Annotated in this window: 18 protein-coding genes; 7 read left to right on the top strand and 11 right to left on the bottom strand. The window is 69.8% G+C overall.

Translation table 11 applies throughout. From position 1 onward, the window contains the following. The first annotated feature begins 5 nt into the window (after positions 1-5). The gene (gene eno / locus SPR02S_RS06770; RefSeq protein WP_019056182.1) at positions 6-1289 is read left to right on the top strand and encodes a phosphopyruvate hydratase; all 1284 of its coding nucleotides are present in this window, start codon (positions 6-8) and stop codon (positions 1287-1289) included. A gap of 116 nt (positions 1290-1405) precedes the next feature. On the opposite strand, the gene SPR02S_RS06765 is transcribed toward eno, so the two are convergent. Next, positions 1406-1702, bottom strand: a complete 297-nt coding sequence (locus SPR02S_RS06765; RefSeq protein WP_019056181.1) for a putative quinol monooxygenase — start codon at positions 1700-1702, stop codon at positions 1406-1408. Positions 1703-1817: 115 nt separating this feature from the next. On the opposite strand from SPR02S_RS06765, the gene SPR02S_RS06760 reads away from it, so the two are divergent. Beyond that, positions 1818-2780, top strand: a complete 963-nt coding sequence (locus SPR02S_RS06760; protein ID WP_019056180.1) for a GlxA family transcriptional regulator — start codon at positions 1818-1820, stop codon at positions 2778-2780. Between the two features lie 12 nt (positions 2781-2792). Here SPR02S_RS06760 and SPR02S_RS06755 read toward each other — a convergent pair whose 3' ends face one another. The 3 genes from SPR02S_RS06755 to SPR02S_RS06745 are packed head-to-tail and all read right to left on the bottom strand — an operon-like array spanning position 2793 to position 6443. Further along, entirely contained in the window at positions 2793-3725 is a 933-nt protein-coding gene (locus SPR02S_RS06755; RefSeq protein WP_026150295.1) for an NADP-dependent oxidoreductase, read from the bottom strand. Further along, complete coding sequence (locus SPR02S_RS06750; protein ID WP_026150294.1) at positions 3725-4177, bottom strand: MarR family winged helix-turn-helix transcriptional regulator; 453 nt, start codon at positions 4175-4177, stop codon at positions 3725-3727. The genes SPR02S_RS06755 and SPR02S_RS06750 overlap by 1 nt, the downstream gene beginning before the upstream one ends. A gap of 46 nt (positions 4178-4223) precedes the next feature. Then, a complete protein-coding gene (locus SPR02S_RS06745) occupies positions 4224-6443 on the bottom strand; it encodes an MMPL family transporter (RefSeq protein WP_019056177.1) in 2220 nt (739 codons plus the stop codon). A 214-nt stretch (positions 6444-6657) separates the two neighbouring features. Here SPR02S_RS06745 and SPR02S_RS06740 point away from each other — a divergent pair, with 214 nt between their 5' ends. Together SPR02S_RS06740 and SPR02S_RS06735 are read left to right on the top strand one after the other, a co-directional pair. Beyond that, complete coding sequence (locus SPR02S_RS06740; protein WP_019056176.1) at positions 6658-7383, top strand: TetR/AcrR family transcriptional regulator; 726 nt, start codon at positions 6658-6660, stop codon at positions 7381-7383. Positions 7384-7445: 62 nt separating this feature from the next. Next, positions 7446-8102, top strand: a complete 657-nt coding sequence (locus SPR02S_RS06735) for a maleylpyruvate isomerase N-terminal domain-containing protein (protein WP_019056175.1) — start codon at positions 7446-7448, stop codon at positions 8100-8102. Positions 8103-8171: 69 nt separating this feature from the next. On the opposite strand, the gene SPR02S_RS06730 is transcribed toward SPR02S_RS06735, so the two are convergent. The 3 genes from SPR02S_RS06730 to SPR02S_RS65670 all read right to left on the bottom strand — a co-directional run bounded on the left by SPR02S_RS06730 (position 8172) and on the right by SPR02S_RS65670 (position 10967). Beyond that, on the bottom strand, positions 8172-9950 hold the full coding sequence (locus tag SPR02S_RS06730; RefSeq protein ID WP_019056174.1) for an FAD-binding dehydrogenase: 1779 nt from the start codon (positions 9948-9950) through the stop codon (positions 8172-8174). Between the two features lie 199 nt (positions 9951-10149). After that, complete coding sequence (locus SPR02S_RS06725; RefSeq protein WP_019056173.1) at positions 10150-10848, bottom strand: SDR family NAD(P)-dependent oxidoreductase; 699 nt, start codon at positions 10846-10848, stop codon at positions 10150-10152. Then, on the bottom strand, positions 10845-10967 hold the full coding sequence (locus SPR02S_RS65670; RefSeq protein WP_281169868.1) for a hypothetical protein: 123 nt from the start codon (positions 10965-10967) through the stop codon (positions 10845-10847). Before SPR02S_RS65670 ends, SPR02S_RS06725 begins: the two co-directional genes overlap by 4 nt. On the opposite strand from SPR02S_RS65670, the gene SPR02S_RS06720 reads away from it, so the two are divergent. Next, positions 10957-11850 carry a helix-turn-helix transcriptional regulator gene (locus SPR02S_RS06720; RefSeq protein WP_019056172.1) on the top strand — a complete coding sequence of 298 codons (894 nt, stop codon included), beginning with the start codon at positions 10957-10959 and terminating at the stop codon, positions 11848-11850. The two genes, SPR02S_RS65670 and SPR02S_RS06720, sit on opposite strands and share 11 nt — an antisense overlap. Before the next feature lie 6 nt (positions 11851-11856). Here SPR02S_RS06720 and SPR02S_RS06715 read toward each other — a convergent pair whose 3' ends face one another. From SPR02S_RS06715 to SPR02S_RS06700, 4 genes are all read right to left on the bottom strand, one after another. After that, entirely contained in the window at positions 11857-12780 is a 924-nt protein-coding gene (locus SPR02S_RS06715; RefSeq protein ID WP_019056171.1) for an expansin EXLX1 family cellulose-binding protein, read from the bottom strand. 180 nt (positions 12781-12960) lie between these two features. Further along, positions 12961-13557: a hypothetical protein gene (locus SPR02S_RS06710; protein ID WP_245607510.1), complete on the bottom strand. Its 597-nt coding sequence runs from the start codon at positions 13555-13557 to the stop codon at positions 12961-12963. A gap of 69 nt (positions 13558-13626) precedes the next feature. Next, the gene (locus SPR02S_RS06705) at positions 13627-15063 is read right to left on the bottom strand and encodes a carboxylesterase/lipase family protein (RefSeq protein ID WP_019056169.1); all 1437 of its coding nucleotides are present in this window, start codon (positions 15061-15063) and stop codon (positions 13627-13629) included. Between the two features lie 60 nt (positions 15064-15123). After that, positions 15124-16410 (bottom strand): MFS transporter, encoded by a 1287-nt coding sequence (locus SPR02S_RS06700; protein WP_245607509.1) that lies wholly within the window; start codon positions 16408-16410, stop codon positions 15124-15126. Between the two features lie 139 nt (positions 16411-16549). Here SPR02S_RS06700 and SPR02S_RS06695 point away from each other — a divergent pair, with 139 nt between their 5' ends. Together SPR02S_RS06695 and SPR02S_RS06690 are read left to right on the top strand one after the other, a co-directional pair. Then, positions 16550-17803 (top strand): ROK family transcriptional regulator, encoded by a 1254-nt coding sequence (locus SPR02S_RS06695; protein WP_019056167.1) that lies wholly within the window; start codon positions 16550-16552, stop codon positions 17801-17803. A gap of 119 nt (positions 17804-17922) precedes the next feature. After that, on the top strand, positions 17923-18930 hold the full coding sequence (locus SPR02S_RS06690) for a LacI family DNA-binding transcriptional regulator (RefSeq protein ID WP_019056166.1): 1008 nt from the start codon (positions 17923-17925) through the stop codon (positions 18928-18930). The last annotated feature ends 199 nt before the right edge of the window (positions 18931-19129 follow it).

The following is a 19129-nucleotide window of genomic DNA, read 5'->3' as shown; positions in this document are numbered from 1 at the left end:
GCACCGTGACCGCCATCAGCCGGGTCGTCGCACGCGAGATCATCGACAGCCGGGGCAATCCCACCGTCGAGGTGGACGTCGAACTCAAGGACGGCTCGCTCGGCCGGGCCGCCGTACCGTCGGGCGCCTCCACCGGCGCCCGGGAGGCGGTGGAACTGCGCGACGGGGACCCGACTCGCTTCCACGGCAAGGGAGTTCGGCGCGCCGTCGACGCCGTCAACGAGAGCATCGCGGACGCCGTGATCGGGCTCGACGCCGAGAACCAGGCGACCGTGGACCGGTCCATGATCGAGCTGGACGGTACGGACACCAAGTCACGGCTCGGCGCCAACGCCCTGCTCGGCGTCTCCCTGGCCACCGCCAAGGCGGCCGCCGCCGCCCACCGGCTGCCCCTGTACCGCTACATCGGCGGCGTCGACGCCCGCCTGCTGCCGGTGCCGATGATGAACATCGTCAACGGCGGCGCGCACGCCGACAACCCGCTCGACTTCCAGGAGTTCATGATCGCGCCGATCGGCGCGGCCACCTTCGCCGAGGCCGTCCGGATGGGCTCGGAGGTCTTCCACACCCTGCGCCGCGACCTGCTCGCCGCCGGCCACAGCGCGAACGTGGGCGACGAGGGCGGCTTCGCCCCCGCGCTGCGCACCGCCGACGAGGCCCTCGACTTCGTCGTCCACGCCATCGAGAAGACCGGCTACAAGCCCGGCACCGACATCACCCTCGTCCTGGACCCGGCCACGTCCGAGTTCTTCCACGACGGCGTCTACGACTACACGGGCGAGGGCGTCCGCCGCACCCCGGCCGAACACGCCGACTACCTGGGCGAGTTGGTCGACCGCTACCCCATCGCGTCGATCGAGGACCCGATGGCCGAGGACGACCACGACGGCTGGCAGGCGCTGACCGCCCGGCTCGGCGAGCGCTGCCAGCTCACCGGCGACGACGTCTTCTGCACCAACGAGACGCTCTTGAGCGCCGGGATCCGGGACGGGATCGCCAACTCGATCCTGGTGAAGGTCAATCAGATCGGCACCCTCACCGAGACCCTGGCCACCGTGGCGACGGCCCACCGCGCCGGCTACACCGTCGTCATGTCCCACCGCTCCGGCGAGACCGAGGACACCACGATCGCCGATCTCGCCGTCGCCACCGGCTGCGGCCAGATCAAGACCGGTTCGCTCTCCCGTTCCGACCGCACCGCCAAGTACAACCAACTCGTCCGCATCGAGGAGGACTTGGGCGACCAGGCACGCTACGCGGGACGTGCCGCGCTGGGGCTGCGCCGCTGACAGCGGGGCAGCACGTCACGCGTAGCGGATCGCACGGGTCGCTACAGGCAGCCCGCGTATGCCTGCTTGACGAGCTTGCGGCCGGTGTCGTCACACAGGTTCGCGGGGAGCTCGGCTCAGGAGACCTTGGCCCCCAGCAGGTCCACCGGGGCGATCACCGGCGGCGCGCTGAGCTTCGTCTGCGCGACCTCCCCCAGTGCCGCGGCGATCCGGCCCGTCAGGTGTGCCTGGCGTCCCTGCTCGTCCTCGAAGGTGTCGAAGACCCCGAAGGTGGTGGCGTTCTCACGGAACGCGAACCACGTCACCGTGCCCTCCTCCTGCTCGGCCAACTCCTGTGCGCCGCGCAGCATGGCCTCCACCTCGTCGGCGTACTCCGGCTTGGCCTCGATGCGTACCAACAGACCGACCTTCACTGTGACCACTCCTTGCTGCGTACGTACCGCCGGAATCCCGGCGCACCACGAACCTATGGCGGTGGCCGGTGATCACATCAGCGGCAGAAACGACACGGTTGATAGTGTTCCCGCCATGCGAGTAGCGGTCATCGTCTACGACGGGGTGTTCGACTCGGGGCTCTCCGTGGTCCTCGACGTGCTGAGCAACGCCAACGCGCTGGGCGGGCAGATCCATGAGTCGGCGCCCACCTGGGACGTGACACTGGTCGGCCCCGCTCCGCAGGTGCGGACCAGGGCGGGGCTCGTCGTGGCGCCCGAGCCGCTCGACGCGGCCGAGACGGCGGGCCTTCTGGTCGTACCGGCGCTCGGGGAGAGCGATGCCTCGGCGCTGCTCGACCATGTCGGCGGTGACGTGTCCCGTCCCGTCCGCGACCTCATCACGCGAACTCGGCTGCGGGGCACGCCCATTGCCTCGGCGTGCGCGGGCACCTTCCTGCTGGCCGAGGCGGGCGTGCTGGACGGCGTGCGCGCCACGACGACCTGGTGGCTGTCGCCGGTGTTCCGGAACAGGTATCCGAAAGTCGTGGTGGATCACAGCCAGATGGTCATCAGCTGCGACGGCATCACCACCGCCGGTGCGGCCTTCGGCCATGTCGATCTCGCGCTGTCGATCGTCCGGGCGGGCAGCCCCGCGCTCGCCGACCTGGTCGCCCGCTATCTCGTGGTCGACGAACGCCCGTCGCAGGCCGCGTACACCATTCCCAGCGCGCTGGCCCAGAGCGATCCCACCGTCGCGGCCTTCGAGGTCTGGACCCGCGAGCATCTGGCCGAGCCCATCACCATCCCCGAGGCGGCCAAGGCCATCGGCGTCAGCGAGCGCACCCTGCAACGCTCCGTCCAGCGCACGGTCGGGACGTCTCCCATCCGCTTCGTCCAGGACCTGCGGATCGAACGCGCGTCACACCTCCTGCGCACCACCGGCCTGTCCCTGGAGACCATCGCCAGGAAGGTCGGCTACGAGCACCCCAACACCCTGCGGGTGCTGCTGCGCGAACGCACCGGGAAGACCACGTCGGCCCTCCGCGGCAGCAAGTGATGCCGGGTCGCTTCAGGGAATGAGCACGATCTTTCCGCGCGTGTGCCGCTTCTCGAGTTCGGCGAACGCGTCGCGGACGCCGTCGAGCGGGTAGGTCGCGGCGATGGGGATCTCGATACGGCCGGAGGCGACGAGGTCGGCCATCTCGGTGAGGACCTCGCGGGTGGAGGCATCTGCACTGCCCGCGCTCTTGGTGCCGAGTTCCTGTGCCTTCTGGAACGAGATGATCGTCTCGATCCGGTCCCTGGAAATGCCCAGTTCTACGGCGAGTTGGACGTACTCGGGGCCGAAGAGGTCGATGAACGCGTCGATCCCATCGGGCGCCGCCGCACGGAGCGCACCGGCGAGCCGGTCACCGTACGGGACCGGGGTCGCGCCGTGGGCGGTGAGCCAGTCGGCGTTGGCGGGCGAGGCGATGCCGAGGACGTGCGCGCCACGTACGGCGAGGAGTTGGACGACGACCGTGCCCACCCCGCCCGCCGCGGCCGAGACGGCGACGGTCTCACCGGGCTTGGGAGCCACCGCTTCTACGGCGGCCCACGCGGTACAGCCGACGACGTAGAGGGAGCCGGCCACCTCCCAACTCAGGGCGTCCGGCTTGGAGATGAGCTGCGACACCGGTACGACGACGTGGGTGGCCTGGCTGGAGCGCCGCCAGGAGAAGCCGAGCACCTCGTCGCCGAGGGCGAAGTCGGTGACGCCCGCGCCGAGTTCGGTGACGACGCCGGCGAGGTCGCTGCCCTGGCCGGACGGGAAGGTCGCGGGGAACCGCTCGTGCATCGCGCCCGAACGGATCGCCGCCTCACCGGGGTTGATGCCGGCCGCCCGTACCTCGACGAGGACTTCCCCTGCGGCGGGTCGGGGCATCGGTACCTCGGTGACGCGGAGGACGTCACGGTCGCCGTACTCGTCGAAGCGCACGGCTCGTGCTTGTGCGGGGCTCATCAGGTCTCCTTCGTCAGGGGTGTTGGGCTGGGTGGGGTGGCTGCTCGGAGCACGGCGAGCGCATGGGCCAGGTGCCCGAGCGCAGCGTCCGGGAGTGGGGTGGCCAGCCGTGTCGCGAGTTCGCCGTCGAACACCGGACCGGCCGCTGCCACCAACTCCCGCCCGGAAGGCGCCAGTTCGACGATCGAGGAACGGCGGTCGGCGGGGTGGGGCCGCCGGGTGCAGTGGCCGAGCTTCTCCAGCCGGTCGACGGCCTGGCTGGCGCCGCCGACGGTGATCGAGAGAGCGGCGGCTATGTCGTTCACCCGGCAGGAACCCGCGCGTTCCACGACGAGCATCACGTTCAGGCCGCCCAGCGTCACGTCGCACTCCTGCCGGAGCCGGGCGTCGATCCCGTTCCACAGGTCGGTCTCGAAGCGCACCAGGTCGTCGAACACTTGCCGTAGGTCCACGGGCGGGCCCTCCCCGCTAGATACATTAGCTCTAATCATATTAGGGCTAATGCACTGTGGACGCATCCCTCTCGACCAGTCCGGGCTCGGACGTGGGACCGCCCTCGCTCAGACCGAACCGCTGGTGGAACTTCCGGAGGAAGCCGGGCGCGTACCAGGCCGAGCGGCCGAGCACGCGCATCGCGGCGGGGACGAGGATGCCGCGTACGGCGACGGCGTCGATGAGGATGGCCAACCCGCTGCCCAGGCCGAAGAGTTGCATGAAGCTGAGCTTCGCCGTCCCGAAGGCGAAGAAGCTCACCGCGAGCAGGCAGGCGGCCGCGGTGACGATGCGTCCCGTGTGCCCGAGGCCGTTGGTCACGGCGGACTCGTTGTCCTCGCCCTGGTCGTGGAGTTCCTTGATCCGGCTGGTGACGAAGACCTCGTAGTCCATCGAGAGCCCGAAGGCGATGCAGAACATCAGCACTGTCATCGACACGTCCATGGGTTGTGCCGTGAAGCCGAGCAGGGAGGAGAGGTGCCCGTCCTGGAAGATCCAGGTCATGACGCCGAGGGTCGCGCCCAGGCTGACCATGTTGAGGAGCAGCGCGCGCAGCGGCTGTACGACGCTGCCGGTGAACAGGAAGAGCAGGAGGAAGGTGGTGAGGGCGACCAGGGCCACGGCGAGCGGGAGCCGGCTGCCGACGGAGTGCTTGGAATCGACGAGTACGGCGTCGACTCCGCCTACCAGAGGGTGTGTTCCGGTCGGCGGGGCGACCGCGCGCACATCCCGGACCAGGCTCTGGGCCGCGTCCGACTTGGGTGTCAGGGTGCTCACCACGTTGATCTGTTGCGCGTCGGAGCGGCCGAGGGCGCTGCTGCCGGCGTCGGTCGCGGTCGGCCGTCCGGCGGCGTAGGTTCCCGCGCTGGTCTCGATCCGGACGACGCCCTTGAGCCCGGACAGTTCGGTCGCGTACGACTCCAGCGGGGTCCTGCTCACGGATGTGCCGATGACGATGTGGAGGGCGGAGTCCTCGTTGCCGTCGAACTTCTCGCGCAGTACGGAGGAGACCTGGCGGCTGGTGGCGTCCTCGGGCAGGACACGCTCGTCCGGGGTGCCGAAGGTGATGCCGAGGAGCGGGCTCGCCGCGAGCAGCAGGACCGCGAGCACGGGCAGGGCGGTGAGCGCGGGACGCCGCATGACGGTGCCGGCCAGCCGTCCCCACAGGGGTGCGCGGGTGCCGGGGCGGCGACGGTTCGTCCACGGCAGCCGCCCGCCGTTGACCCGGTGGCCCAGGACGATGAACAGCGCCGGCATGACGAACAGGGTGCTGACGGCCGCGATGACGACCACACCGACACCGGCGTAGCCGAAGGAGCGCAGGAAGTACTGCGGGAACACCAGGAGTGCCGCGAGCGCCGCCGCCACGGTCGCGGCGGAGAACGCGACCGTACGGCCCGCGGTGCTCACCGTGCGCCGGACGGCGTCGTCCACGCTTGCTCCTGAAGCGAGTTGCTCGCGGAACCGGCTGACCATCAGCAGGGCGTAGTCGATGCCGAGACCGAGGCCCAGCGCGGTGGTCAGGTTGATCGCGAAGACGGAGACGTCGGTGACGCTGCCGAGGACGTACAGCTCCGCGAAGGTGCCCGCGATGGCGATGGTTCCGATGGCCAGCGGCAGCAGGGCCGCCACCATGCTGCCGAAGACGAGCAGGAGCAGTACGAGGGTGAGCGGCACGGCGATGGACTCGGCCAGGACGAGGTCCTTGGCCGACTGGGTGCCCATGTCGCTGGTCACGGCGGCACCGCCGCCCGCCCGGACCGTGAGCGTCTTCTCGTACGGTCCGGTGTACGCGTCGATGACACTCTTCGAGTTCTCGTCCCGCTCGGTGTCGTCGCCCTTCACATGGGCAAGCACCATGGCGTCGCGACCGTCCTTGGAGCGGAGGTCCGAACTGCCCGTGTCCCAGTACGAGATGACGTTCTCGAGGTGCTGTTCCTTCTTGAGGTGGGCCACCAGGTCCCGGCCGCTGCGCTGCGCGCCCGGGGTGTCGACGCGCCCCTCGTCGGCACGGACCAGCAGGACCAGATTCGTCTCCCCGCCGAACTTCTCGTCGATGACCCTCGCGGCCCGGGAGGACTGGGAGGCCGGGTCGTCGTAGCCGCCTCCCAACAATTTGGCGAACGCTCCGGCACCCAGCACACCCATCAGGGCCACAGCCACGACGGCGACGACGAGTACCAGCCGGGAGCGGCGGATCGCCAGTTCGGCTATGCGTTCAAACACGCCTGTTCTCCTTAGATGTCCGAACGTTTGATGTCCATACGCTCGATGCCCATATGTCGAAAAAGGCGCGAAACGGCCGGAGTTGAACAACTGGGCGCTCTTCGTCGCCGCGCACGACGTTAGTGAGGAGCAAGAAGATTTGGCAGTGTTAGATTTTCCTCACACCTTGGAACTCCGCGACGCGCCGAGGGAGTTGCCGTCGTACGGTCGCTGCATGCCCGTCGAGGAAGTCACGACCGCCCCGCCCTCGCTGCGCCAGCGGCGCCGGGCCGCCGCCACGCAGGAGATCGTGGCCGCGGCCGAGCGCCACCTCACCGAACACGGGCCTGCCGCCCTGTCGTTGCGAGCGGTCGCGCGCAGCCTCGGCATGACCGTGCAGGCGCTCTACCACTACTTCCCGAGCCGGGACGCCCTCGTCACCGCGCTCGTCACCAAGGCGTACGACGACCTGGCCGATGCCGTGCAGGCCGCCGTCGACACCCCGTCGGACGACCCGGACCTGCCCCGCCTGGTGATCGCGACCGAGGGCTACCGCCACTGGGCCATCGCCCATCCCGAGCGCTTCCAACTCCTCTACGGCACACCCCTGCGGGACTACGTGGCCCCCACCGACGGCCCGACGACGCAGGCTTCACGCCGGATGAGCGAGATCTTCGAGCGCGAGCTGTTCAAGGGGTACAGCGCGGAGCAACTCGCCGCGGCCGAGGTCCCCGTGCTCTCGCCGTCGCTCCAGGCCTACTTGGAACAACTGCCGCACTACGGCCAGGGGTACCTGCCCTCCCCCGCGACCGCTCTGCTGATGAGCGCATGGGGACACCTGCACGGCCTTGTCGCCCTGGAGGTCTTCGGGCACACGTCCTTCCTCGGTGAGCATCAGGCCGAGCTCTTCCGCATGGCTATGCGGAACCTGCTGGCGGACATCCACCGCAGGATCCCGTGACACGGTCCACTGGAGAACACCGGTGCTTGCAGCCCGCGTTGACGTCGCACTAGCTTGCCGACGTGGATCTCTTCTCACGCTCGTGGACGGCCCTGCTCGCGGCGGTGGCAGACCTCTCGGACGAGGGCTTCGCGCGGCCGTCGGGCTGTGCCGGGTGGCTGGTGCGGGACCTGGTCTGCCATCTGGTCATCGACGCGCAGGACGTGCTGATCACCCTCGTGACGCCCGCCGACACGGAACCGACCCGTGACGCGGTGACCTACTGGGCCGTCTCACAGACACCGCCCACCGGCGACGATCCGCTCGACGCGCTGATCGTCCGGCTGGCCGCCGCGTACGAGGAGCCCCGGCTGCTCAAGTTCCATCTGGAAGACGTCGGTTCGGCCGCGGGCCGCGCCGCCCGGCTCGCCGACCCCGGCCTGCGGGTGAGCACGCAGGACGAGGTGCTCACCGCGGGCGACTACCTCTCCGCGTACGTCCTGGAGTGGACCCTGCACCACCTCGACCTGGTCGCGCATCTCCCGGACGCGGCGGGGCCGTCGGCTGAAGTGCTTGCCGGTGCACGGGAGTTGCTTGAGAAGATCGCCGGGGCAGCCTTCCCGTCGTCGTTCTCCGATACGGACGCGCTGCTGGTCGGCACCGGGCGGCGCGCCCCGACCGGCGAGGAGCAGTCTCAACTGGGCTCGCTGGACACCAAGTTGCCGCTCGTCCTGGGATAGTCGCACCCCCTCGGCAACTCGGACCGGAGTGAGCCGAGTTGCCGAGGGGCGGAGAGCTGCCGTAGACGGTCAGAGCGCGGCAGCTGCCGCGCGGCCCGCCTGGCGGCCGGAGAACAGGCAGCCGCCGAGGAAGGTGCCCTCCATCGAGCGGTAGCCGTGCACTCCCCCGCCGCCGAAGCCGGAGACCTCACCGGCCGCGTACAGACCGGGAATTGGTTTACCGGTGGCATCCAGCACGCGGCCCGAGAGGTCGGTCTGGAGGCCGCCGAGGGTCTTGCGGGTGAGGATGTTGAGGCGGACGGCGATCAGCGGCCCGGCGCTCGGGTCGAGGATCTTGTGGATCGCGGCCGTACGGCTGAGCGAATCCCCTGGATAGGAAAGGGCGTTGCGGATGCCCATCACCTGGGCGTCCTTCGAGTACGCGTTGTCGATCTCCCGGTCGCGGGCCTCGATCTGCCGTTGCAGGTCGGCGAGTTTGATCAGGCCGTCGCCGGTGAGCTTGTTCATGCCGAGGACCAGTTCGGAGAGGGTGGTGGCGGTGATGAAGTCGACGCCGTTCTTCCTGAACTTCTCGATCGGCTCCGGCGTCTGCCAGATGCGCGAGAGCAGCATCAGGATGTCCTTGTTGGTGAGGTCCGGGTTCTGCTCCGAGCCGGAGAGCGCGAACTCCTTCGCGATGATCTTGCTCGTGGTGACGAACCACGAGTAGTCGTAGCCGCTGGCGGTGATCGAGCCCAGGGTGTGGAGGGTGTCGTAGCCCGGCATGTCGGGGGCGGAGAACCGCTTGCCGGTGGCGTCGAACCACATCGACGACGGTCCCGGGAGGATGCGGATGCCGTGGTTGGGCCAGATCGGATCGTAGTTCCTGAGGCCTTCGGTGTAGTGCCACATCCGGTCGGGGTTGACGATACGGCCGCCCGCCGACGCGGTGATCCCCAGCATCCGGCCGTCCACGTACGCGGGCACACCGGTGATCATCGTCTTGGGCGGGGTGCCGAGCCGGGCCGGCCAGTTCTGGCGTACGAGATCATGGTTGGCGCCGATGCCGCCCGAAGTCACGATCACCACAGGGGCGTTGAGCTCAAAGTCGCCCACCACCGTGCGGGAGGTGGCCTTGCCGCGCTGGGCGGTGCTGGGTTCGAGGATGGCGCCGCGCACGCCGGTCACAGTGCCGTTGGTGCGGACGATCTCGTCGACGCGGTGCCGGAACTTGAAGGTCACCTTCCCGCTCGCGACACCGGCCCGCACCTGCTTCTCGAACGGCTCGACCACGGCCGGGCCCGTCCCCCACGTGACGTGGAAGCGGGGCACCGAGTTGCCGTGTCCGTCGGCGAGGCCGCCGCCGCGCTCGGCCCAGCCGACGATCGGGAACCAGCGGATGCCGAGGCCGTAGAGCCAGGACCGCTTCTCGTTGGCCGCGAAGTCCACATACGCCTCGGCCCACTTGCGGGCCCAGTAGTCCTGGCCGGTCGGGTCGTCGACGCCGCGGTCGAAGCCGGCCGTGCCCAACCAGTCCTGCCACGCCAGCTCTTGGGTGTCCTTGATGCCCATGAGCCGCTGCTCGTCGGAGTCGACCAGGAACAGTCCGCCGAAGGACCAGAAGGCCTGGCCGCCGAGGTTGGACTCGGGTTCCTGGTCCAGGAGCAGCACTTTCTTTCCCGCGGCGACCAGTTCGGCGGTCGCGACGAGACCGGCGAGGCCGTGCCCGACGACGATGGCGTCGGCGGACGAGGCGTCGGCCGCGAACGCCGGTACCGCGTGCGCCGCGAGGGCGGCACCTGCGGCGACACCGCCGGCCACGGTCAGGGCTCTTCGTCTGCTGATCGTAGTGGGGGCCGAGTTCTCCATGGGGTGCCTTCCGGGTCAGGTACGGGAGGTGCGGGAGATGTGTCCGACACGTGGAACGTGCCGCGACACCACAGTTGTTACCGCCGGTAGCACCTAGGGAAACCAAGCTGTGTCGGCCGTGTTGCGCGAGTGGGGTTCAGAACAGGGTGAGTGGGGTTCAGAAGAGGGTGAGCAGGGTTCAGAACGTGGTGAGTGAGGTTCAGGACAGGGCGAGCGGGCCGTCGCGGTCGATGAGGCGGCCCGAGCCCGCACCGGGTTCTTCCGTCGCGAGGCGCACGATCGCGTCGGTTCCCTCGGTGACGGTCTGGGGGCCGCTGTGGCCGTTGAGGTCGGTCGCCGTGTAGCCGGGGTCGGCGGCGTTGACGCGAACTTCCTTGAGCGCCTTGGCGTATTGGGTGGTCAGCATGGTCAGGGCGGCCTTGGACGCGGTGTAGAGCGGCGCGACCACGGAGGACTCGATCCGCGACGGGTCGTGGGTGACGGCGAGCGAGCCCATGCCGCTGCTGACGTTGATGATCACCGGGTCCGGTGAGCGGCTCAGCAGCGGGAGGAACGCGGTGATCGTGCGGACCACGCCGAAGACGTTGACGTCGAAGACGCCGAGCGCGTCGGCGCCGGTCAGGTCCGCGGGGTCGCCGTGCGGGCCGTGCACACCGGCGTTGTTGATCAGGACGTCGAGGACGCCTTCGTGCGCGGCGACATCGGCCGCGGCGGCGGTGACGGAGGCGTCGTCGGTGACGTCGATACGGACGAACCGCGCACCGAGTGCGGCGGCGGCCTCCTTGCCCCGTTCCTCGTCGCGGGCTCCGACGATCACGGTGTGGCCGAGGGCGAGGAGGCGACGGGCGGTCTCGTGGCCGAGGCCCTTGTTGGCTCCGGTGATGAACGTGGTGGTCATGCGGCCATCGTCCCCACCGCGCGGGGGCACTGCCAGGGACGCTTCGACCGTAGGAACGGCAGTACCAGGACCGGGACCAGGATGAGGACCAGGGGTTGGGGGTGGAAGATGGAAGGCATGGCGACGCACGAAGGGATCGACATGGGGCTGGGTGCGACGATCCGGGCCTGGCGGGAGCGGTTGTCCCCGGCGGACGTGGGGCTGCCGTCCGGTCGCTCCCGGCGTGCGGCCGGGCTGCGCCGTGAGGAACTCGCCGAGCGTGCCGGGGTGTCGGTGGACTACGTGGTGCGCCTGGAACAGGGGCGGTCCACGGCACCCTCGGCCCAGGTCGTCGCCTCGCTCGCGCGGGCCCTCCAACTGACCGCCGTGGAACGGGAGCACCTCTACCGCATGGCCGGGCTGGTCCCGCCGAACGACGAGCCCATCCCCGATCACCTGCCGTCAGGTGTGCATCGCGTGCTGAACCGGCTCGGGGACGTCGCCGTCGCCGTGTTCGCCGCCGACTGGCAGCTGATCTGGTGGAACCCCGGGTGGGCGGCGCTGCTCGGTGACCCGTCGGCCAAGCCGCCCGAGCAGCGGAACTTCGCTCGCGAGCGGTTCCCGGTCGGTTCCGGCGACGGCGTACGTGACGTCCGTATCGCCTCATGGCCGGTGCTGGTGCGGAACGGCGAGGCCTCGGATCTCGCGATCGTGTCCGACCTGCGCCGCGCCACCGGCCGCTTCCCGCACGACGTGCGCCTGGCGGAGCTCGTCCGTCAACTCACCGCGGGCAACGCGACGTTCGCACGGCTGTGGGCGAGCGGCACGGTCGGCGCGCATCGCGAGGACCGCAAGACGGTCGAGCATCCCGAGGTCGGGCCGGTGGAGGTGGACTGTGACGTCCTGACGGACGGCGATTCGGACCTGAAGATCGTCATCTTGACTGCGGCGCCCGGGAGTTCGGACGAGACGAAGTTGCGCCGGACGTTGGCCGGTGACAGCTTGCGCGCGCCCATTGGCTGAAGCCGGTCAGTGCTTGGCGAACTGGACCTGCGTGGGCTGCGTGACGTTCGCTCGTACCGCGAGTGCGGGGACGGTGAGTTGTTGGCCGTAGATGTCGGTGAGCCTGAGCGCGCCGCCGCAGCCGCTGCCGTCCTCGGAGAGGAAGTAGTTGTAGTCGGCGCGCTCCAACTGACGCCAACCGCTGCCCGCGCGAACTTCGAGTCGGGCTAGGGGATTTCGGTGGCCGATCGCCTGGATGCCGCACCAATAGCGGGTGGAACCGGTCTTGTAGCGGATCGAGATCGTGTCGGAGGTGCTGGGGCTCGCCAGGTTCCAGGTGATCGGGATCCGGCCGGCCGAAGGGGCGGCGAGTTTGGCGAAGGCCTGGGCGCTGAGGTCGATCTGGCCGGGGGCGCAGTCCCCCGGGCATTCGTTGGTGATACGGACCGTGATGGACGCGCCGTTGGCCGCGTGTACGAGCACGTACGCCCCGCATGCCTTCGACGACTCGTAGTCCGTGGAGTTCATCGCGCCGGTCATGACGTCGCCGCTCGGGTCGTACATGCAGGCGCCGCCGCCGTCCGCGTCGTAGAAGGTGGCGACTCCCCGGTAGGTGACGCCGGGGCGGATGCGTCCGCCCAACGAGGCGGTACCGGAGGCCTGTTGGCCGGTCTTCGTGGCAGACGTAGCGGCCGGCTTGGTGGTCGCGCGGGCGGACGGCGTCGCCGACGGCTTCTTCGATGCGGCGGTGGCCCGTGCGGAGGCGGTCGAAGTGCCGCTCGGGGACGGTGAGTTGGCCGGACTGGAGCCGGTGGCGGACGGTTCGGTCACGGCGCTTCCCGCCTCGGCCTTCACGGTCTCGTCGTCCTTGTGGCCGGGCATGAGCACCAGAGCCAGGGAGACGACGATGAGCACCGCGGCCGCCGACAGGAACAGCCACCGCTTGGACACCGGACCTCCTAGATGGCCGCCACCCGTTGCTCGGGGTGAGGAAGGCAGCGATCGTGCCAGCCACCGGGTGACAGCGGCAAGCCCTTTCTCTGGAGGCGTAGTTGGGGACAGGTGTGGCGTCGCCGTGCTTACGGGGTTGCTGATGCTTGCCGAAGTCGGTACCTCCGGTCTGAAGTCCGGTTACTTGCGTTCGAACCCGTCGGCCCTGCTCCAGCGGAGCGTAGTGCCCCTCCCGAAAACGACCTCCTGCCCGTCGTCGGAGACGGAGGCCCGCTCCCAACCGTCGAAGTTCTTCGTGACGTTGATGCTCCACTCGGTGAGGCTGTTGACAGCCACGGCCGCGATGGACTCGGTCGGCGGTTCACCGTCGTAGCAGTAGGACCCGAAGTCGGCGATCGCCGCGACGGTTCCGTTCTTGGTGCGCAGTTCGATGCCCTGGCATGCGTCGGTCTTGGTCCGGTAGATGACCTTGGGTTCGGTCCAGGCCTTCGCCCGGGGGCTGTAGTGCTGCTCGACGAGCCCCTTGCCGCTCAGGTAGTGCATGGCTACGCGGCGGCCGTCGTCGAGTTTCAGCACGGCGTTGTACGGGCTGGGGCTGCCGCTCCAGGAGAGATCGCTCTTCTCCAACTCGGCGGTGTACACGGAGGAATCCGGGGAGGCGCTCGCGGAAGGGGCTCTCGTCGCCGGGTCCTGATGACCACCGCATGCCGCCGCGGCAATCATCGAGGACACCGTCACCGCCGTCCTGACCAGCACTTGAATGCCGGGCCTGTGCATACACGCCTCCCATCGCCTCACCTCAGCGCAGCATAGGCTCGCCGCGGCGGTGGAGGACGTCCAGCCGGTTCATGGCGTGTCCGGTGACATGGTCCAGATACGGCGTTCGGCGCTCAGCGGGTCGTCCAGGGCCTCCGGGACAGCGTCCCAAGTCATCGTCGTACGGCGCTTGTTGGTGTAGCGGGGCCAGTTGGGCCCCGGGTCCAGGTCGCGGATGAAGGCGACCCACGCGCCGTGCATCGCGTCCGCGAGGGACTGAGGCGGGTTCGGGCCCGTCGCCGCCGTGACGCGTTCGGCGTCCAGGAGGTCGAAGGCGAAGGGGATCTCCACGCAGTGGGCGGCACTGCCCCAGGTGAAGTGGTAGAGCCAGGTGGGGAGTTCGTGGTGGGCGTGGTTCTCGGCGAGGGCGAGGGACGGGCCGCGGAAGATGGCGTCGGTCAAGGCCTGACCCATGCGGAGTGACGGGTCCGCCCGGTCCCGGAGGGCTGTGTACATGGTCACGGCGTCGGGGCCCAGGCCGTGACCGGTCAGCATGGCGTCAACGGCCTCGGTCGGTACGGGTGTTGGCGTGCTCCCGGCCGGAGGGAAGAACTCGCGCCGGGTGAAGCCGAGCATGAGCGGGACAGCGGCGGCGCTGCCCTCCGCGAAGGCTTCGGGCACGGTGACCGGGATCAACTCCCCGTCCGCGAAAGGCGCCAGCGTCAGGCCTGCCTCGGGTGTGGCCAAAGCGTCCTGGAGGGCGAGCAGTTCGTCGCCGGTGAGGTCGCGGAGGGCGAAGGCGAGGGCGGGGACGCCGGTGCGTTCGGTGAGGCGGGCCGAGTCGGCGAGGGCGTCGCGGCGGTGCTGGGGGGACTTGACGGCGCCGGACTGGGAGATCGCGGCGCGGAAGAGGCCGTGCGCGGAAGGGGTCGCCATCAGGGTCTGTGCGGCGCCGCCGCCCGCCGACTGGCCGGCGATGGTGACCTTTCCGGGGTCGCCGCCGAACGCGCCGATGTTGTCGCGTACCCAGGTCAGTGCGGCGATCCAGTCGAGCACGGCGCGGTTGTCGGGTGCGTCGTCGAGGTGGAGGAAGCCTTCGATGCCGAGCCGGTAGCCGATGGACACGAGGACGATGCCGTCGCGGGCGAAGGCGGAGCCGTCGTACCAGGGACTGGCGGCGGATCCGGCGACATAGCCGCCGCCGTGGATCCAGACGAGGACCGGCAGGTCGGCGCCCGGGGTCGGGTCCGGGGAGAAGACGTTGAGGTTGAGTACCCCGTCGCCCGGTATCGACGGCTCGGGGATGGTGGTGGGGCCGTCGAGGATGAAGGGGCGGCGTTGCGCGGTGGGCCCGTACTCGGTGGCGTCCAGAGGTTCGGTCCACGGCTTGGTCGGGACGGGGGCGGCGAAGCGGAGGTCGCCGACGGGGGCCTCGGCGTAGGGGATGCCGAGGAAGCGGGCGGTGGTGTGCTGCCACGTCCCGAGGACAGGGCCCTGGGACGTGACAGCGAGTACGGACTGGGGCACGGATCAACTTCCTTGTGGAGGTGGGGGGGGTTCGGGAGACGGTGATCGATACCCGGCCCGCTACTTGACGCCCTTGATCGGCCGGACGGCGAGCGCGCTGATCAGTACGACGGCGGCGGCGAAGGCGAACAGGACACGGTAGCCCGGGAGTTTGTCGGAGCCCGCGGCGAACGAGGTGATGAGCACGGAGGCGATGATCGGGCCCAGGGCCTGCGGGACGTTGGTGGCGATGTTGAGGATGCCCAGGTCCTTGCCGGCCGCCGCGCCCTTGGGCAGCACCTCGGTCATCAGGGCCATGTCCAGCGACATGTACGTGCCGAATCCCATGCCGCTGACCAGCGCGTACGCGTACATCGCGGGCAGGGTGGGGCTGACCAGCGGGATGGCCATGGACAGGGCGAGCAGGGCCGAGGCGCCGATCACGAAGATCTTGCGGCGGCCGGTGCGGTCGGAGATCTTCGCCGCCGGGATGGCACCGGCGAGGGTGCCGACGAAGGCGAGCACGGACATCAGCTGCTGGGCGCTGTCCACCGCGCCGCCGTCCAGGCCGACGTAGTCCTGGAGGGCGTAGCGCTGGTAGGTGGCGACTCCCCAGTAGCCGAGGATGAAGGTCATGCGGGCCACGAACGCCCAGGCGAAATCGGGGTGTTGGCGAGGCGATACCCAGAAGCCGGTGAGGAACTCCCGCCAGGAGAACGGCTCCGGCGGCTCGGGGCGGGTCCGGTCCCGGTTGAGCAGGACGAACGCGAGCACGACGACCAGGACGATCGCGGCGATCACGCCGTAGCCCAGGCCGAGTTGACCGGCGTAGCGGGCCGCGAGGATCACGCCGAGTGTGGCGCCGAGGTTGGAGCCGAGGCCGACGAAGGCGGAGACGATGCCGAACCGGCGCGGGGCTACGCGGTCGGCCATGACGGCGGTGAGCGGGGCCTGGATGACGTTCAGCAGGACCTGGACGGCGACCCACATCAGCGTGAGCCAGAGCAGGGTGGTGGCGTGCGAGATGGCCAGCAGGGAGAGGGCCGAGCCGACGGCGCCGAACAGCATCCAGGGGGTGCGGCGGCCGAGGCGGCCGCGGGTGCGGTCGGAGATGGCGCCGATGATCGGCTGGGCGAAGAGCGTGACGATCGACGAGGTCATCGTCACCAGCGCGAGGTTCGATTCCTTCGCGGCGGCGTCGAGGTTCTGGATCTGAGCGGGGAGCAGAACCACGACGAGGCCGGCGTAAGCGGTGTAGAGAGCGGCGAATCCCGCACCCATCGACCACATCAGGACGTTCACCTGGGAGCTGCCCAGGGTGTCGTCCGTACGGGAGGTGGCGGGGGCGGAAGAGGTCGAAGCGGACAAGGACGCCTCCACGGGGACGGACCGGCACCGTTGCCGGTGCCGGGAGTATGGCCACGCCGATTTATTTATTTCAAGAGTCGAAAAAAAATATCTTCGCCACCATGTCCGGATCCCGTCGGGCGGGGGCACAATCGTTGACGTGAACGCCCCCGCCGACTCCGCCGACGTACGACGCCGCAATCTGGGCCTGGTGCTGCGGTACCTCGACGCCCACGGCCCGTGCGCCCGTACCGAGGTCGCGGTCGGCACCGGACTGGTGCACGCCACGGTCACCGCGCTGGTGGCGGAGCTCATCGACCGGGGCCTGGTCGCCGAGGCGGGTTCCGTGCCGTCCGCCGGGCGGGGCCGCCCCCGGCGACTGCTGCGGCTGGTCCCCGAGCGCGTGGTCGTGCTCGCCGCGCAGGTGAGTCTTGAGTCCGTGCACGTCATGGCGGCGGACTTCCAGGGGCACGTCCTGCACCGCGAGTCGGCGCCCCACCACGCGCCGTACGGCGATCCGCGCGCCCTTGCCGCGGTCATCGGCTGCGTGGTGCGGTCGGCCGAGGCGGCGGTACGGGACGCGACACCACACGCCCACCTCGCCCAACTCACCGTCGCCATGGCCGGACCGGTCGTCGGGCCCGCCCATCTGGTCGCCGCGGCCATTGACTTCGGCTGGCACAACACCGACCTGCGTGCCCTGGTCGCCGTCGAACTACCCTTGCTGGACTGCCCAGTTGACGTGGTGAACGACGCGAACATGGCGGCGCTGGCCGAGTACCACGCCCTCGCGGCCGACGGCGTGGAGCACCCCGACACCGTCGCCTTCATCAAGGCCGACACCGGAGTCGGCGGCGGGCTGCTCGTCAACGGCCGGGTGCACAGCGGGAGTCACGGCATGGCGGGTGAGATCGGGCATCTGCCGATCGCCCTCGACGGTCCCGACTGCCGTTGTGGCACACGGGGTTGCCTGGCGACGTACATCGGACCCGAACCCCTCATCCACGCGGCCGGGTTGGACGCCGTAGCCGAGTCGGAGGGCGGCGAAGCGGCGCTGGCCGAGCTGGACCGCCGGCTGCGCGCGGGCGATCCTGCCGCGGTCGACGCGCTCGAAGCGGCCGGGCACGCGCTGGGCGCCGCCGTCCTCGGTGTGTCCGGTGTCACCGACGCCGGCGAGATCATCCTCGGCGGATACCTCGCCACCTGGGCCTCCTGGCTCCGGGCCGGCCTGGACGCACGACTCGCCGGACGCCGCGCCCTGGCACCCGACATGCAGCCCGCCATCACCTTCGGCGTCCTCGGCGGCGAGGCGACACTGCGCGGCGCGTTCCAGACCTGCCGCGACGCCCTGCTCGACGATCCCACCAGCGTTCCGGCGCTCCCCCGGACCCCGGTCACGGTGCCGTCCCCGTAGCCCGGCACCCTCGCCGACGCCCTCCCGGCTTCCGGTCGTCGCTTCGTACGGCCGCCCTCGTACATGCATACTCGGGCTCTGCGCGCGCACCGGCGTTCGCGAGAAGCGGGAGGTGGGCGATGGTGGTGCCGTCGGCAACGGGGACGGAACCCCGGAAAATCACGATCAATGACGTCGCCAAGTCCGCCGGGGTGTCCCGGCAGACGGTGTCACGGGCGCTGAACGACAAGGACGAGATCGACAGCGTCACCAAACAGCGGGTGCTCGACGCCGCTCGGGCGCTCGGCTACCGGCCGAGCCGGTTCGCCCGGGGTCTGGTCCGGCAGGACACGATGACCATCGGGCTGGTGATCCCCGATCTGCTCAACCCGTTCTTCACCGAGGTCGCCGCCGCCGCGCTGGAGGCGGCCAGGACCCGGGGCTGGCAGGTCGTCGTGTACGACACCGGCGACCGGGCGGAGGAGGAGCTCGGCACGCTCCAGGTGATCAGCTCCCAAGTGGACGCCGTCATCGGCTACTTCAGCTGTCCCGAGAGCGAACTGGAGAAGTTCACGCGCGGCATGCCGGTGGTGCTCATCGGCCGGGAACAGCGCACCCGGTTCAGCGCGATCCAGATCGACGGCGCGGCGGGAGTCCATGCCGCGGTCGCCCACCTGGTCGCGCAGGGGCACACCCGGATCGGCATGCTCGACCACCACACCCGGGCCGAGCCGAGCATCCGGCACGAGTGGTTCACCACGGCCGCGACGGCCCACGGGATCGAGGCCGGTCTGATGGTCCCCGCGGACCAGACGGCCGACGGCGGCGGATCGGCACTCAGGGAACTGCTCGCCGACCACCCCGACGTCACCGCCGTGTTCACGTTCAACGACATCATCGCGATCGGCGCCCTGCGCGAGGCCCGCCGCCTCGGCAGAAGCATCCCGCAGGAACTGGCGGTCATCGGCTTCGACGGACTGCAACTCGGGGCGCTCGTCGAGCCCCCGCTCACCAGCGTCGCCCTCGACACCCGCCGACTCGGCGCACTCGCCATCGAGCAGGTCGCGCGGCTGCTCTCCGGAGAGGAAGCGCTTGCGGCCGACGACCTGGTCGTACGGGGCGAACTGCGGCTGAGCGGCTCCGCCTGACCGCCACCCGTGCGCATCCGGTCCGAATGTCTTGACACTCGCCCGGGCCGAAGCGCAGACTTCCGAACATTCCGAAATGCATATCGAGGTCTATCTGCAAGCAGTCCCGTGAGCGCTCACGGGAGCGCTCACGGGACACTCTTAGACCTCGGGAAAATGGTGTGCCCACGTCCCTTCCACCCAGAAGGCATCCCGCCCT

This window comes from Streptomyces prunicolor NBRC 13075 (assembly GCF_000367365.1).
Lineage (GTDB): Bacteria > Actinomycetota > Actinomycetes > Streptomycetales > Streptomycetaceae > Streptomyces > Streptomyces prunicolor.
Note: the sequence above shows the minus strand (reverse complement) of the source record. Positions and strands in the feature narration are given on the sequence as shown.

Excerpts from the sequence above, each read along its gene's own strand:
- SPR02S_RS06755 (WP_026150295.1), bottom strand. The coding sequence starts at position 3,725 with ATGAGCCCCGCACAAGCACGAGCCGTGCGCTTCGACGAGTACGGCGAC.
- SPR02S_RS06740 (WP_019056176.1), top strand. The coding sequence starts at position 6,658 with ATGCCCGTCGAGGAAGTCACGACCGCCCCGCCCTCGCTGCGCCAGCGG.
- SPR02S_RS06760 (WP_019056180.1), top strand. The coding sequence starts at position 1,818 with ATGCGAGTAGCGGTCATCGTCTACGACGGGGTGTTCGACTCGGGGCTC.
- SPR02S_RS06710 (WP_245607510.1), bottom strand. The coding sequence starts at position 13,557 with ATGCACAGGCCCGGCATTCAAGTGCTGGTCAGGACGGCGGTGACGGTG.
- SPR02S_RS06690 (WP_019056166.1), top strand. The coding sequence starts at position 17,923 with ATGGTGGTGCCGTCGGCAACGGGGACGGAACCCCGGAAAATCACGATC.
- SPR02S_RS06725 (WP_019056173.1), bottom strand. The coding sequence starts at position 10,848 with ATGACCACCACGTTCATCACCGGAGCCAACAAGGGCCTCGGCCACGAG.
- SPR02S_RS06720 (WP_019056172.1), top strand. The coding sequence starts at position 10,957 with ATGGAAGGCATGGCGACGCACGAAGGGATCGACATGGGGCTGGGTGCG.
- SPR02S_RS65670 (WP_281169868.1), bottom strand. The coding sequence starts at position 10,967 with ATGCCTTCCATCTTCCACCCCCAACCCCTGGTCCTCATCCTGGTCCCG.
- SPR02S_RS06730 (WP_019056174.1), bottom strand. The coding sequence starts at position 9,950 with ATGGAGAACTCGGCCCCCACTACGATCAGCAGACGAAGAGCCCTGACC.